Annotated in this window: 11 protein-coding genes and 1 pseudogene; 10 read left to right on the forward strand and 2 right to left on the reverse strand. The window is 48.7% G+C overall.

The window, feature by feature from the left end; genetic code table 11:
* Positions 1-120 precede the first annotated feature (120 nt).
* The 6 genes from WMO41_RS08725 (at position 121) to araA (ending at position 7,559) form a co-directional block, all read left to right on the forward strand.
* Positions 121-1,341: a sugar ABC transporter substrate-binding protein gene (locus WMO41_RS08725; RefSeq protein WP_349229422.1), complete on the forward strand. Its 1,221-nt coding sequence runs from the start codon at positions 121-123 to the stop codon at positions 1,339-1,341.
* A gap of 101 nt (positions 1,342-1,442) precedes the next feature.
* The gene (locus WMO41_RS08730; RefSeq protein WP_177291436.1) at positions 1,443-2,414 is read left to right on the forward strand and encodes an ABC transporter permease subunit; all 972 of its coding nucleotides are present in this window, start codon (positions 1,443-1,445) and stop codon (positions 2,412-2,414) included.
* 19 nt (positions 2,415-2,433) lie between these two features.
* Positions 2,434-3,933, forward strand: coding sequence for a sugar ABC transporter ATP-binding protein (locus WMO41_RS08735; protein ID WP_349229423.1), 1,500 nt, complete (start codon positions 2,434-2,436; stop codon positions 3,931-3,933).
* Between the two features lie 10 nt (positions 3,934-3,943).
* Positions 3,944-4,915 carry an ABC transporter permease gene (locus WMO41_RS08740; RefSeq protein ID WP_349229424.1) on the forward strand — a complete coding sequence of 324 codons (972 nt, stop codon included), beginning with the start codon at positions 3,944-3,946 and terminating at the stop codon, positions 4,913-4,915.
* A 59-nt stretch (positions 4,916-4,974) separates the two neighbouring features.
* Positions 4,975-6,090 carry a GntR family transcriptional regulator gene (locus WMO41_RS08745; protein ID WP_349229425.1) on the forward strand — a complete coding sequence of 372 codons (1,116 nt, stop codon included), beginning with the start codon at positions 4,975-4,977 and terminating at the stop codon, positions 6,088-6,090.
* A gap of 29 nt (positions 6,091-6,119) precedes the next feature.
* Positions 6,120-7,559, forward strand: coding sequence for an L-arabinose isomerase (gene araA, locus WMO41_RS08750; protein ID WP_349229426.1), 1,440 nt, complete (start codon positions 6,120-6,122; stop codon positions 7,557-7,559).
* Positions 7,560-7,653: 94 nt separating this feature from the next.
* Here the strand turns inward: araA and WMO41_RS08755 are convergent, their stop codons facing one another.
* Entirely contained in the window at positions 7,654-9,513 is a 1,860-nt protein-coding gene (locus tag WMO41_RS08755) for a DUF885 domain-containing protein (protein WP_349229427.1), read from the reverse strand.
* Positions 9,514-9,800: 287 nt separating this feature from the next.
* Between WMO41_RS08755 and metG the strand changes: the two genes are divergently transcribed.
* Both metG and WMO41_RS08765 read left to right on the forward strand, forming a co-directional pair.
* Positions 9,801-11,792 carry a methionine--tRNA ligase gene (gene metG, locus WMO41_RS08760; protein ID WP_349229428.1) on the forward strand — a complete coding sequence of 664 codons (1,992 nt, stop codon included), beginning with the start codon at positions 9,801-9,803 and terminating at the stop codon, positions 11,790-11,792.
* A 5-nt stretch (positions 11,793-11,797) separates the two neighbouring features.
* A complete protein-coding gene (locus WMO41_RS08765) occupies positions 11,798-12,556 on the forward strand; it encodes a TraX family protein (protein ID WP_349229429.1) in 759 nt (252 codons plus the stop codon).
* A gap of 342 nt (positions 12,557-12,898) precedes the next feature.
* Here WMO41_RS08765 and WMO41_RS08770 read toward each other — a convergent pair whose 3' ends face one another.
* Positions 12,899-13,450, reverse strand: coding sequence for a transposase (locus WMO41_RS08770; RefSeq protein ID WP_349229430.1), 552 nt, complete (start codon positions 13,448-13,450; stop codon positions 12,899-12,901).
* Between the two features lie 373 nt (positions 13,451-13,823).
* Between WMO41_RS08770 and WMO41_RS08775 the strand changes: the two are divergent.
* Positions 13,824-14,051: pseudogene (locus tag WMO41_RS08775) on the forward strand (transposase); the annotation flags it as partial.
* A gap of 93 nt (positions 14,052-14,144) precedes the next feature.
* Positions 14,145-15,305, forward strand: a complete 1,161-nt coding sequence (locus WMO41_RS08780) for a transposase (protein WP_349229464.1) — start codon at positions 14,145-14,147, stop codon at positions 15,303-15,305.
* The last annotated feature ends 1 nt before the right edge of the window (position 15,306 follow it).

Raw genomic sequence — 15,306 nt, forward strand, 5'->3', positions numbered from 1 at the left:
AAAAATACAACTTTTGCGAAAAAATATCCTGTATTGTATTGCGCAAATTGCTGTCAAAACGTATAATAAAGCCATGATAGTTGTTGAAAACAATCAAAAAACATGTTGGGAGGAATCAAAATGAAGAAAGTCTTCAAAAAAGCAACGGCAACCGTGACAGCAGCAGCGATGCTGGCAAGCCTGACCGCTTGTGGCGGTGGCGCAGCATCCAGCGCAACCACAGCAGCTCCGGCAGCTGACACCAAGGCAGAGGGCGGCGCTGAGACTACTGCGGCAGCAGCCTCTGGCATTGACAACAAGGACATCAAGATCGGTGTTTCCATCTGGTCTTCCACCGATGTTCTTGGTTCCCAGTGTAAACTGATCCTGGATGAAGCAGCAAAGGCTTTAGGGGTACAGGTTCAGTACGTTGACCAGGGCCATGTATCTGAGAAGGTTACCGCTTCTGTTGAGCAGCTTGCTGCAGCAGGATGCCAGGGTATCATTATCTGTAACTCTTCCGATACCGAGATGACTTCTGCAATCAAGACCGCAAACGACAACAAAGTTTATCTGGCACAGTTCTTCCGTGTAATCAGCAAGGACAACAGCGCAGATATCTACGACATGGCAACCCAGTCTCCGTACTACATCGGTGCAGTTCATGAGAACGAGCCGGAGAACGGCGAGAAGCTGGTTCAGATCCTTCTGGACAAGGGCGACAGAAACATCGGTCTGATCGGCTGGGAGCAGGGTGATGCTACCTGGTTAGGCAGATGGGAAGGCTACAAAGCTGGCGTTGAGAACTGGAACAAAGAGCATCCGGATGATCAGGCTAAGCTTTCTGAGCCGCAGTACGCAGGTACTTCTTCTGAAGGTGGTTCCAAGGCAGCAGAGGCTCTGATGTCCGCAGACCCGACTCTTGACGCACTGATTCCGGCAGGCGGCGGCGGTGACCCGCTTCAGGGCGCTATCGCAGCAGTTGAGCGTGCAGGTAAAGTTCAGGATATCGACATCGTTTCCACCGACTTCCTTCCGGATCTTGGCGAGAGACTTGAGAACGGTTCCATGGCTGGTCAGTCCGGCGGACATTACTGCGACCCGCTTATCGCTTTCATGATGGTTTACAACGCAATCAAGGGCAACTACAGCGGATTCGAAGGCAAGTTCGAGGATGTTCCGTTCCCGTATCTGTATGTATCTTCCGCAGATGACTACAAAGCTTACGAGCAGTACTTCGTAGATCAGCTTCCTTACACCGATGAGGAACTGGTTGAGATGTCTGAGCTGGATCTGGATGGCCTGAAAGAGGCAGCAGCTAAGATCTCCATCGAGGACGCAGCTGCAAGAGCTGGTAAATAATTTACACGAGATCAATTAGGCTGAGTGGCTTAGGACGGCCGGTATCGCGCGGCGATGCCGGCCGTCATGTCTTAGTATGAAATAAGAACGAGGTAAAAAATATGGGTACTCCTGTTGTTGATACACCCGGAAAGAAGAAAATTTCGGGAACTGCGAAAGGCTATCTGATCCTGTTTGGTCTGGTAGTTCTTTCCTGGCTGATCTTTAAGATCCTGACACCTTCCAACTTTGGTTCACCGGCCAACATGCTGAGTTACTTTCAGGCCAGCCTGATTGCTACAGTTGGTGCAGTTGGTTTCTACTTCGTCATGGTTATGGGAATGTTCGACTTCTCCATTGGCGCAAACATCATGCTTTCCGCAATTGTTGGCTGCGTATTCGCATCAAGATTCGGAATGGGCTATGCAGGCCTCATTATCGGCAGCATTGTGACCGGTTCCATTGTTGGTTTGCTGAATGGTGTTTTCTATGTAAAACTCCACATTCCGTCCATGATTGTTACCACCGGTCTTGCGCTGATTTACGAGTCCATCGCAAACTATATCGCAGGCGGCGTAGAGCAGACCCTTCCGTCTAATCTGCGTGCTTTCGGCCAGATGCCGGGCAACATCATTCTGGCAGTTCTGGCATGTGTAGTTGCTTACATTTTCTTAAATTACACCAAAATCGGTACATACACCTATGCAATCGGCAGCAACGAGTTTGTAGCCAAGAACATGGGTATTAACGTAGACAAATACAAGGTTCTGGCATTCATCTTAAGTGGTGCCTTCCTTGGTGTTATGGCAGTCCTGACCATCAGTTATGGTTCTTCCATGGTAGCAGTAACCGGCATGGCATCCATGAGCCGTAACTTCGTTCCGACCATGGGCTGCTTCTTCGGACTGGCATTCAAGAAATATGGTATGCCGTTACAGGCAATCGTGATCGGTGAGTTCGTCATCAATATCATCTTCTTCGGCTTCATCGCTATGGGTGCTCCGACTGCAATTCAGGATGTTATCACCGGTCTGGCACTGCTGATCATCATCACAGTAACCACCAAAGTAACCAAAGGCGAGATCGTCAAGTAGATCATAGGGAGGAAATGCAATGAGCGAAGTAAGGTTAGAGGTAAAAAATCTTTGCAAGTCCTTCGGTATCACGAAGGCGGTTCAGAATGTTTCATTTAACGTAAACAAAGGCGAGGTACATGCGCTGATCGGTGAGAACGGTTCCGGTAAATCAACCCTGACCAACATGTTAACCGGTATCTACAGCATCGGAAGCGGTACCTTCGTACTGGATGGAAAAGAGATCCACCCGAAAAACCAGGTTGAGGCAAACAACGAGGGCGTTTCCATCATCGTGCAGGAGCTTGGTACCCTGTCCGGCCTGACTGTGGCAGAGAATATTTTCCTGGGCCACGAAGATCAGTTCGTACATATGGGAATCAAGAACACCAATGCCATGAATAAGATGGCAACGGACCTTTTAAAGAAATATGGCTTTGAGCGAATCAAGGCAGCAGATATCATTGATGAGTATAACTTTGAGGACCGCAAGCTCATCGAGATTGTAAAGGCTACCTACTTTGATCCGAAGATCGTAGTCATCGATGAGACAACCACCGCGCTTTCCCAGGAGGGACGTGAAGAGCTGTACAAGCACATGAACCGGATCCGCGAGAGCGGCAACTCCATCATCTTCATTTCCCATGACCTTCCGGAAGTCCTGGACAAGTCCGATACCATTACCATCATGCGTGACGGTGTTTACATTGATACGGTTAAGAGTAAAGATGTAACCGAGGATGACTTAAAGCGTCTCATGGTTGGCCGTGAGGTAACCGGTGACTATTATCGTTCTGACTATGGTGAGAAGGTTTCCGATGAAGTGGTTCTTTCTGTAAAGAATGTATCTGTTCCGGGCCTGATCCACGATGTAAGCTTTGACCTTCACAAGGGCGAGATCCTTGGTTTCGGCGGTCTGTCCGAGTCTGGTATGCATGAAATCGGAAAAGCGATTTTCGGCGCATCCTATGACCGTACCGGAACGGTAGAGCTGGCAGACGGAACCCAGATCGACGATATTCCGACTGCCATCAAGCACAGCATCGCTTACACTTCCAAAGACCGTGACAACGAGTCTGTGGTATTAAACCAGAGTATCGGCGACAACATCTGCCTGCCGTCCTTAGACAGCCTGGCTGGCAAGTCTCATCTGCTGAGCGATAAGAAATTAAAAGAGTTCGCTAACAAGTATGCAAAGCAGATGTCTGTGAAGATGGTTAACGTAGACCAGTTTGTATCGGATCTTTCCGGTGGTAACAAACAGAAAGTCGTTCTGGCCAGATGGATCGGCAAGGATTCTGACATTGTTGTGTTAGACAGCCCGACCCGAGGCATTGATATCAAGGTAAAACAGGATATCTACCAGTTAATGAACCAGATGAGAAAGAATGGTAAGTCCATCATCATGATTTCTGAGGAGTTGATGGAGCTCATTGGTATGTGCGACCGCATCATTATCATGAAGGATGGCAAGACCAGCGGAGAGCTGGAGCGTAATGAGGCCCTCGATGAGAACAGCCTGATTACGATGATGGTATAAGGAGGCAGCAATGGAGAATCAAGTTAAGACAAATACAGACCAGAAAGAGCAGCAGCTCAAAAAATTATCAAAAATGTCGATGATCCGTGCCCTGCTTCCGATTGCGGGACTGATTATCATTTTCTTACTGTTTAATGTACTCACGAACTTCCGTATGATGAAGAACCTTCCGCTGGTTCTGTCACAGGTATATGTGACCATGATCGCGGCAACTGGTGTATTCTTCATCATGACCATGGGCGGTCTGGATTTCTCCCAGGGCTCTATCCTGGGTATTGCATCCATCGTGGTATGTATGCTTTCCAAGACCAGCATCCCGCTGGCCATCGTGGGTGGCATCGTGGCAGGCGCAGCAATCGGAGCCATTAACGGTTACTTCTATGTATACCGTAAGATCAAATCCTTCATTGTTACGATCTGTACCATGTTCCTGTTCCGCGGATTCATCAAGTACCTGACCACCAACGCGCCGGTTGCAGGTGCAGCAAAGCTGATCAATTTCGACAGCACTGGATTAAAGGTTGCGTGCACCGTGCTGATCCTGGCCATCGGATTTGTACTGTTCCGTTTCACCAAGTTTGGTACTTACTTAAAGGCTATTGGTGCCGGCGAGAAAGCAGCGATGTTCTCCGGTATCCGCACTGACCGCATGAAATTCTGGATTTACGTTTTAGCTGGCGCAATTACCGGTTTCGCAGCGTTTATCAACGTTATCAAAGTTGGTTCCGTTACCTCTTCCGGCGGTAACCAGTTAGAGACCCAGATCCTGATTGCCCTCGTACTTGGCGGCATGCCGATTTCCGGCGGCGCAAAAGTACGCTTTGAGAACATCATCGTAGGTTCCCTGCTTTACATCGTATTAAACAGCGGACTGACCATGATGGGCTTCTCCACGCAGCTCATGCAGCTGATTCAGGGCGTGGTATTCCTGGTATTCGTAGCAGTATTCGCAGACCGTCAGTCCCTGCAGGTAATCAAATAACAAGCCGACATCAGACTGGGGAATGACAGCATAAGGAAAAGCATCGGAGGTTTGATGATATGCCCAGAACAGCGGGAAGTCAGAATCAGGAAAATCTGAAATACCAGAAGCTTTACAACTGGGGACGTACCCTGATCACCAGTGGGGTAATCAAGAATCAGGACAAGTTTCCATCGGAACATATTCTTCAGAAAAAGTTCGGATACTCCAGGCAGACAGTGCGAAACGCGCTGGACCGTCTGGAAAAGGACGGACTGATCGTCCGGGTAAAGGGAAGCGGTACCTATGTATCGTATGAAAACAGCGGCGCAGATGGCGAACGCCCCCATGTGGGACTGATCTTAAGCTACTTTTCGGACTATCTGTTTCCGCAGGTCTACGCGGGAATTGAGTCGGTGCTCCGGGACAAGGGCTTTGAGATCGATGTGGCTGTGACCAGAAACCGGCTGAACGATGAAGAAATGTACTTAAAAGGATTTTTAAACCGGAATGTGGCCGGGCTCATTATTGAGGGAACCCGGTCCACCTTCCCGAATCCGAATCTGCGTCTTTATAAGGAGATCCGGAAACGGAACATTCCGACCCTGTTCATTCACAATCATTATCAGAATGAGCAGTTTGACAGTGTGGAGATGTCGGATGCCCGGGCAGGCTATGAGCTGACCCGGATACTGATCCAGAACGGACACCGCCGCATTGGAGGAATCTTTAAGTATGATGACATGCAGGGGATTGAGCGCTATCGCGGCTTTATTGAATGCCTGTCGGATTACGGGATCAATTTTGATGATGACTGTATCCGGTGGTACTCCACCAAGGATATGGAAGAGAAGTTGAGCAGAAAGAGTCTGCTGCGGATGTACCGCCGGACCAAAGACTGCACAGCCATGATCCTCTACAACGATGAGGTGGCCGGCTTCTATATGGATTTTTTAAAGGAACGCGGACTGCGTGTGCCGGAAGATATTTCCCTGGTGTCCTTTGACGATGCGGGGCCGGAGCAGGAAGCAGAACTGAAAATTTTATCAGCAATCCATCCCAAATATAATCTGGGGCGGATCACAGCCCGGAACCTGCTCCGCATGATGGAGGATCCGGACTGGCAGAAAAAGAACTACGCGCACCAGTTTCCGGTGGCATTCAACAATGGAAACTCGGTTCGTGATATAAGATGATCATTCACATTTATAGGAGGTAGATTGACATGAAGAAGTTATACTTTGCAGTAGGCTCCCAGGATCTTTACGGAGACGAGTGCTTAAAGCAGGTGGCTGAGGACAGCCGCCAGATGGCAGAATTCCTGAATGAAAAATTAAAAGATGTGGCAGAGGTAGAGCTGGTTCCGACCATCATCAACTCTGAGAGCTGCATCAAGACCATGCGTCAGGCATCCTGCGATGATGACTGTATCGGTGTGATCACCTGGATGCATACCTTCTCCCCGGCCAAAATGTGGATTAAGGGCCTTCAGGAGCTGAGAAAACCGCTTCTGCACCTGCACACCCAGGCAAATGAGAAGCTTCCGTATGACAGCATCGATATGGACTTCATGAACTTAAACCAGTCTGCTCACGGCGACCGTGAGTACGGCTTTATCGTAGCAAGACTTGGCATCCCGCACGAGGTGGTTGCAGGCTACTACAAGCATGACGATGTCGTTGCAAAGATCCGCCAGTTCGCAGAGGTTGCAAAGGCAATTTCCTACTCCAAGTCCTTAAAGGTTGCTTCCTTCGGTAACAACATGCGCGAAGTAGCAGTAACCGACGGCGACCGCGTAGAGAGCCAGATCAAATACGGCTGGGAGTGCAACTACTTTGCACTGGGCGATGTGGTTGACACCATCAATGCAGTGACCGAGGAAGAAATCGATGCAAAGATGAAGGAGTACACCGACAAGTACACCATGAAGACCGACCGCATCGACTCCGTTCGTGAGCAGGCAAAATATGAGGTTGGCCTGGAGAAATTCCTGGCAGCTAACGGTATCGGCGCTTTCGCAGACACCTTCCAGGATCTGCACGGCTTAAGACAGCTTCCGGGTATCGCAGCCCAGAACTTAATGGCAAAGGGCATCGGCTTTGGTCCGGAGGGCGATTACAAGATCTCCGCTTTATCCGCAGTACTCATGAAGATGTCTGAGGGCAGAGACGGCGCTACCGGCTTTATCGAGGACTATACTTACGACTTAACTCCGGGTCAGGAGCTTGAGCTGGCCTCCCATATGCTGGAGGTTCCGCCGGCATTCGCAGCAACCAAAGCGGAGATCGATGTACTGCCGCTTGGCATTGGCGGTAAGGAAGATCCGGCAAGACTGATCTTCGACGGCGTAACCGGCGATGGTATTCAGGTAACCATGGTTGATATGGGTGACCACTTCCGCCTGATCTGCGCAGACATCGAGCTGGTAAAACAGCCGAAACCGATGCCGAACCTTCCGGTAGCAAGAATCATGTACCGCCACAAACCGAACTTCCAGATCGGTACCGCAGCATGGTGCTATGCAGGCGGCGCTCATCACTCTGTTGTATCTACCGCACTGACCAGAGACGATATCGCAATGTTTGCACGTCTGACCGGTACAGAGCTTATCACCATCGGTGAGGATACCACTGAGGCAGATTTACAGAAGTTCTTCATGAAATAAATTTGGGAATGTTATCATAATGGCATAGAAAAGGCAGCCGTTCCAGGAATGAAAATTCCGTGGGCAGCTGCCTTTTTCGTTTCTTATAAATGGTTTAGTTTCCCATCTTCTGGTTCATGAGCCATGTAGTGAAATAGGCCTGGATCACATCGAAGGGAGCGTTTCCCATATCCAGAAGGAAGGTGTGAAATTTCGTTGTATTGAAAGAATCTCCAAGCTGCAGTTCGGCTGTCTCACGCATGTTGCGGATCTCCAGGGAACCGATGAAGTAGGAGAGGTAGTTGGCGGGATTATCCACCATGGTTTCAAACATGGAATCAGCAATGGATTCCGGATCACTGAAGTAGGAGGACAGATATTTCTGAACATCTTTCCGCTCCCAGCCCAGGTAGTTTACGGCCATGTCCAGGTAAGCGTGGATGCCGAGGGTGGCTTTGGAGTTGGCCTCCAACAGTTCGCCAAGCAGTGGATCCAGGCCGTTGTCCAGACGGTAGGAGAGTGCCTCTACATAAGCGGCCCAGCCCTCGGTGTAGCCGGAAAAGCTTAAGATTTTTCTGAGATCCGAGTCACAGTGCGTGTGGAACCATACCGTCTGGTATAAGTGCCCCGGATAGCCCTCATGGGCAATGGTGTTGTAGAGGGGCTGGTTGTCATAGATTGGATTCCGGTTAATGTAGATGACATTCTGGGAACTGTCATCAATTGGGGAGGTCAGGTAAAAGGCGGGGCTTAAGGAAAGCTCCAGCGCTTTTGGAACATCCTTTAAGGTGTAACTGCATTCCGGAAGCTGTGGAAAGTCCTTTAAGGTCTGCTCTTTTAATTCTTCCATGATGGCGGTGGGCTCGGTCTGACGGTACTGGTAGTTATCCAGCATGGATTCCAGCTCCGGGTGCTCCGACAACAGCTTTGAGGTGATCTGTAAATTATCGGATATTTCCTGCTCGGTGGCAGTCATCAGTTCATCAATAGAGTGGTAGGAGGTTCCGGTCGCTGTGTATACAAGGTATTGGTAGTAAGCTTTTCCATCCGGATATCCGCACATGCCTTTTTCATTGGTTCCGGTACCTTTGAGCTTTTCCAGACCATCGATCAGCAGCTTATAGGCGGGAACAAAGTGTTCCTCCAGTGCAGCTTCGTTACGGGCACAGAGTTCTTTCTTTGCGTCATCGGTCAGGTCGGGAAGCGCGTTTAACCGTTCTTTGAAGGAATCGATCATGAAGTTGTTTCCCGGAACCAGCAGGTAGCTTTTACAGGATTCCATTACATGGTCGATGGATGTGTCGCTCATCATCAGTCCGGCGTCTGCCTTTTCCTGTTCAAAGGAAAGAATCTGTCCGTAAAAGGTATCCAGATATTCCAGAATGTTCAAATAGTCTTCCACATCCTGACGGGTGTAGAAGGCGTACTCACAGAGCAGCATGGGAAGCTGTGCCTGAGTGCCGATGGTAGGCGCTAACGGCTGGCTGTAAAGCTCCAGTCCTTCGCCTTTTTTTTCGGTGTTCATCAGGCTTTCCAGAATACGGAGCGTGAGTTTCTGATCGTCCGTCAGCAGGGCGGTCTGAAAACCGGAAAGTTCCTTTCGCAGTTCTTCCTGATCGTTTCTTGTCTGCAAAAAAGCCTCCATGGAGATGGGGGCGATCAGCGCATCGGTTTTTGTGATGCCGCGGCCCTCCGGATTTTTCAGAAGAAAATGTAGATCAAGGCGGGATGCGGAAATCTCATCCTGAAACAGGCTTTCCTCCAGATCTGCAAAGCGCTGCTGTTCCTTCAGGCTGTTTTCGGTGAGCTGCTCGTAGTCCGCACCGGTTTCTTCCTCGTAAGGGGCAGCGGTAGTTGGCTGGGGCGCCCGGGAAGCGGGAGCGCAGGAAGTCAGCAGCAGGGCGCAGAGCGCTGCGGATAAAACCGAACGCTGCAATCTGACGGACCGGCGCCTTTTTTTATGGTTTTTATGCATGAAGCAATCCTCCAAATGGTCGTAAGTGTACCTAATTATATAATATACTCGGAGGAAATACAACTTATGCGGTGTGCAGAGTCGGGAGGAAGCCGCGCATTATATTGAGTTTTCGCGGACTTTATGCTATAGTTGACTTAATTAGCGCAGCAGGAAACAGGTCTGCGCAATTGCTGAGCCGGTTGAGCCAAAAAAGAATCAGTGTAACTGTGAGGGTACTGAACAGTTACGAATCAGTCACATTTGACGGGCAGATCGGCAGCGAAAGTTTAGGAGGGATTTGGCTCATGTGTCAGAATGAAAATTGTAATTGTAAGAAACCGTATTATATCACCACCGCGATCGCCTATACATCCGGCAAGCCGCATATCGGCAACACCTACGAGATCGTACTGGCAGACAGCATCGCGCGTTTTAAGAGAGAGCAGGGCTACGATGTCCGCTTCCAGACCGGTACCGACGAGCACGGTCAGAAGATCGAGTTAAAGGCTGAGGCAGCAGGCGTTACCCCGAAACAGTTTGTGGATGACGTAGCAGGACAGATCAAGACCATCTGGGATCTGATGAACACATCCTACGACAAATTTATCCGTACCACCGATGCAGACCATGAGGCTCAGGTACAGAAGATTTTCAAAAAACTGTACGATCAGGGAGATATTTATAAAGGCTATTATGAGGGTCTTTACTGCACACCGTGTGAGTCCTTCTTTACCGAATCCCAGTTAGTAGACGGCAAGTGCCCGGACTGCGGCCGTGAGGTACAGCCGGCAAAAGAGGAAGCTTACTTCTTCAGAATGAGCAAATACGCAGACCGCCTGATCGCATACATCAACGAGCATCCAGAGTTCATCCAGCCGGTATCCAGAAAGAACGAGATGATGAACAACTTCCTGCTTCCGGGCCTGCAGGATTTGTGCGTATCCAGAACCTCCTTTACCTGGGGCATTCCGGTTAGCTTCGATCCGAAGCATGTTACCTATGTATGGCTGGACGCACTGACCAACTATATTACCGGTCTTGGCTATGACTGCGATGGCAACAACGGCGAACTGTTTGAGAAATACTGGCCGGCAGACCTTCATCTGATCGGTAAGGACATTATCCGTTTCCATACCATTTACTGGCCGATCTTCCTGATGGCTCTGGGTCTGCCGCTTCCGAAACAGGTATTTGGTCATCCGTGGCTGTTACAGGGTGATGGCAAGATGAGTAAGTCCAAAGGAAATGTCCTTTATGCAGATACCCTGGTAGACTTCTTTGGCGTGGACGCTGTCCGTTACTTCGTTCTGCATGAGATGCCGTTCGAGAACGATGGCGTGATTTCCTGGGAGTTAATGGTAGAGCGCATGAACTCTGATTTGGCAAATATCCTCGGAAATCTGGTAAACCGTACTATCTCCATGTCCAACAAGTATTTCGGCGGCGAGGTGAGAAACGGCGGTGTTTCCGATGCTGTGGATGAGGACTTAAAGAATGTCGTTCTGGCATCTGTAAAGAAGGTAGAGGGCAAGATGAACGAGCTTCGTGTGGCAGATGCCATCACCGAGATTTTCAACATCTTCCGCCGCTGCAACAAATATATCGACGAGACCATGCCGTGGGCACTGGCTAAGGACGAGGCTCAGAAAGACCGTCTGGCAACGGTACTCTACAACCTGGTAGAGGCCATCACCATCGGCGCATCCCTGCTGGAGTCCTTCATGCCGGATACCTCCAAGAAGATTCTGGCACAGCTCCACGCGCAGAAGCGCGCTCTTTCCGAGATGGATCAGTTCGGCCTGTATCCGTCCGGCGAGCATGTAACCGACGCACCGGAGATTCTGTTCGCAAGAATGGACCTCAAGGAAGTTATGGAAAAGGTAGAGGCTATGCGTGCCGCAGAGAAGGCAGCCCAGCCGGCTGCTGAGGAAGCAAAGGAAGAGGAGCCAGTCATCGACATCGAGCCGAAGGCAGAGATTGAGTATGAAGACTTTGCAAAGCTCCAGTTCCAGGTTGGTGAGATCATTGCCTGCGAGGCAGTTAAGAAGTCCAAAAAGCTTCTGTGTTCCCAGGTTAAGATCGGCAGCCAGGTAAAACAGATCGTCAGCGGCATCAAGGCACACTATTCACCGGAAGAGATGGTAGGCAAGAAGGTTATGGTCGTTGTGAACTTAAAGCCTGCAAAACTGGCTGGTGTTCTGTCTGAGGGCATGCTTCTCTGCGCAGAAGACGCAGACGGCAACCTGTCCCTGATGGTTCCGGAGAAGAAGATGCCGTCCGGCGCAGAAATCTGCTAAGACGGATGACAGAAAAACAGATTTTAAGACATGGATTAAACGGCAATCAGTTAAAACTGATTGCCGTTGTCAGTATGCTGTGCGATCATGCGGCCATCCGGCTTCTGGCTTACGGGCTGATTCCGGCGCTGTATGCGGCCGGGGCTGACACGGCTGCAGAGCGGTGGAATCAGGTGTTCTGGATTCTGCGGTCCGTGGGACGCATGGCATTCCCGATTTATGTATTTCTGCTGACGGAGGGGTTCTGCCACACCAGAAACCGCAGGCATTATGCTATTCGGCTTGGCGTGTTTGCCCTGATTTCTGAAATGCCCTTTGATCTTCTGGTATATGGAAAACTGTGGGCGCCGCAGAGCCAGAATGTATTTTTTACGCTGTTTCTTGGAGTGCTTATGCTGACTCTGGTGGACTGGATCGGCAGAAATACGGATGCGGCCCTGGCACAGTACCGGCAGATGGCTGTCATTGTGGCAGCGGCACTTCTGGCCTGGTTTCTGCGGACTGACTATGACGCGGCCGGTATTATGCTGATTGCGGTGTTGTTCTGGTTCCGCCTGACACCGGATACAGCGTGCCTGGCCGGATTTATCCTGATGGCGGCAGCCGAATTCCGCCCGGTATACATACCGGGACTTGCGGCATCCTTTTTTCTGATCCGCTGTTACAATGGAACCCGCGGAGCCTGGAAAGGAAAATGGTTTTTCTATCTGGTGTATCCGGTGCATCTGCTTGTGCTTTATGGATTATACCGAGTGATTTTTTGAAAGGACCAGATACAAATATATGTCCGGCAGACCGGATGTGTGATCAGCCCCTTGTCAAGTAGACAAGTGAAATATCTAAAATAAATTTATAGGTATCCGTCATATCCGAATTGATATGGCGGATATTTGTGTTTGTGAGACATTTATTCACGGTCAGCTTGACAACGGACCTCAGCGAGAAGGCAGATGACAGTCTCTCATTGGAAAGCAGGGATTTCGCTTTTAACTTTTGGATCCATGCATTTTTATAACAAATCCATTTTCCAGGCATTTCATCTGCCGTAGCTTGTTCTCTGGACCCCAATGCGCACAAAGTTCCCCTATGTTTTGTTCCCAGCGTTGTTACCAGCCACATCCATCTCTCTGCTTCTTTTTCGCTCTCCTTCCAGCTTTCATGGTATCGCACCACCCGGAGTCTATGTGGGCAGTTTTCAATCTTAAGCTCGTAAAGATCCCATACCTCGACCGTCTTTTTTTCATGCTGGAATGTTTTCTTTTTTCCTTCCCCTCGGTTAAAAAGCCCCTCTGCATCTGAAAGATCAGCCGTTTTTTATCTTTTAAACGAATGACCGCTTCCAGTCCATTCTCCTTTATGGTGTTGATAAATGGCGCATTCAGGTACAATGCGTCTGCCACGATCACATCTGCAAAGTGTCCATGTCTTTGTCTCAACCGTCCGATCAGGCGTTTCCCTCCTGGCAGTTCGCCTTCATCTTTTTCTGGCCCGTCTCCTGGTTTTAGCATTTCCTGTCCCAGGATCACATGTGGTGCTTTCCCTACTGTCATACAGACCACGCTGCGGTGGAAATATTCCGTTTCACCTGCACGGTTTTTCCGGGTAAGACAGTCCGGACATGCTTTCCGGTGCAGAAAAAACAGTATGGAAGCTTTCATACTGCAGCATCAGGAAGAGCAGCACCGGCATAACAATGTTAAACAAAGGAATGGATTTTCTTTTATCCGATAAACACTTGATTTTTTGTGGGATTTTATATACACTCGTTATATGATTTGAGCGTCAAAAGGTATAGCCCTTCCGCTGAAATATTTGCACATTGAAAATTGAATATATTGTTGTAAAAGCAAGCATCTTTGTGTCATTTCTGTTAAAATAGAAGCAGAGATTACGAATGGAGGCTTTCACATGTCATTTGTCCTTAATAACTCGGATGAGCAACAGTAATCCCTTTTTGATTCCTTTAACAGTCTGACCAATCGGGAAAAAAGATTTCTTGATAAGTCATGGGCAAAGTACTTTGCAGAACATATTTTCCCCAAGATTGATGAGAAACCTTATGCCGTTTTGTATAGTGGTAAGGATTCAAGACCGAATACCCCGGTTAATATCCAGATCGGAGCCCTGCTTATTAAGGAACTGACGAATCTTTCTGATGAGGAATTGCTCAATTCATTAATGTTTGATATCCGCTTTCAGTATGCACTTCATACGACATCCTTCATAGAACAGCCACTCAGTGACCGGACGCTTGGTCGATTTCGGGCAAGATGTAATGCATATGAAACAGAGCACGGAGTTGATTTATTGCATAATACAATCACGGCATTATCTGCTGAAATGGCAGAAATCATGAAGATTGATACAACTCTGAAAAGGATGGACAGCCTGATGGTAGCTTCCAATATCAAACGGATGGGACGTCTGGAACTGCTTTACACTTGCACTGCAAATCTTGCGAAGGAATTGTCCAAAAACATGGAACTTCCCAAAGAACTACAGCATTATGTGCAGGCGGATGATAAAAATCAGGTTATCTACTATAACCACAGTGATGAGACAGCAGATAAGATAGCCATCGTATTAAAGGAAGTAGCTTTATTAAAAGAACTCTGCGGAACGGATTATGCCGAGTCAGCCAGCTACGAACTTTTGCTGCGTGTTCTGGAAGAACAGGCAGTTTTAAATGATGATGGTACTTATCGGCTTCGGACCAAAGAGGACGGCGGTATGAATGCGTCCATCCTGCAAAACCCTGCTGATCCAGATGCCACATATAGAGAAAAAGGCGGGAAGCAAAACCGTGGATACGTGGCAAATGTAGTAGAGGCATCCGGAGAAAATGGAAGCATCGTTGAAGATTATCAGTATGAGCAGAATATCCACAGTGACAGCCAGTTCATGAAAGAAACACTTGAATCAATGGAAGTACAGGACGAAACCGTAACTATCATAACAGATGGTGCTTACTCAGAAGCTGAAAATGAACAGCTTGCGGCAGAAAAAAACATTCACCTTGTAACAACAAACCTGACTGACCGTCAGACAGATGACATTATGGCAGACTTTGAATTCAGTGAAAACGGTCAGGAAGTACTTCGCTGTCCAGGTGGTCATGTTCCAAAGAACTGCAGTTATAATGCCGCAACAGGTCAGTGCACAGTGTCGTTCCAAAAGAATTACTGCGAACAGTGTCCCCATAAAAACCAATGTCATCCCAAAATGTTTAAGCGTGTCAGTCGGAAGACAGTTTCAGCAAAATCCAGCCAGCGTGCAAAACATCAACGGGAACGCAGCACGGAGGAATTCAAACAGCAGACCCGTTTTCGGAATGGAGTGGAAACAATCCCCTCTATACTCCGCCGGAAATATAACATTGATAAGATACCGGTGAGAGGTCTTATACAGAGCAGATTTTTCTTCGGCTGTAAAATCGGAGCATTGAACATCAAGAAGTTCTGCCAATATATGCAGAGCTTGGATAAGTGCGCTTCAAAAGCAGTAGTTGCGTAAA

The sequence above is a fragment of the Ventrimonas faecis genome (assembly GCF_040096075.1).
In the GTDB taxonomy this organism is placed as follows: Bacteria; Bacillota; Clostridia; order Lachnospirales; family Lachnospiraceae; genus Brotaphodocola; species Brotaphodocola faecis.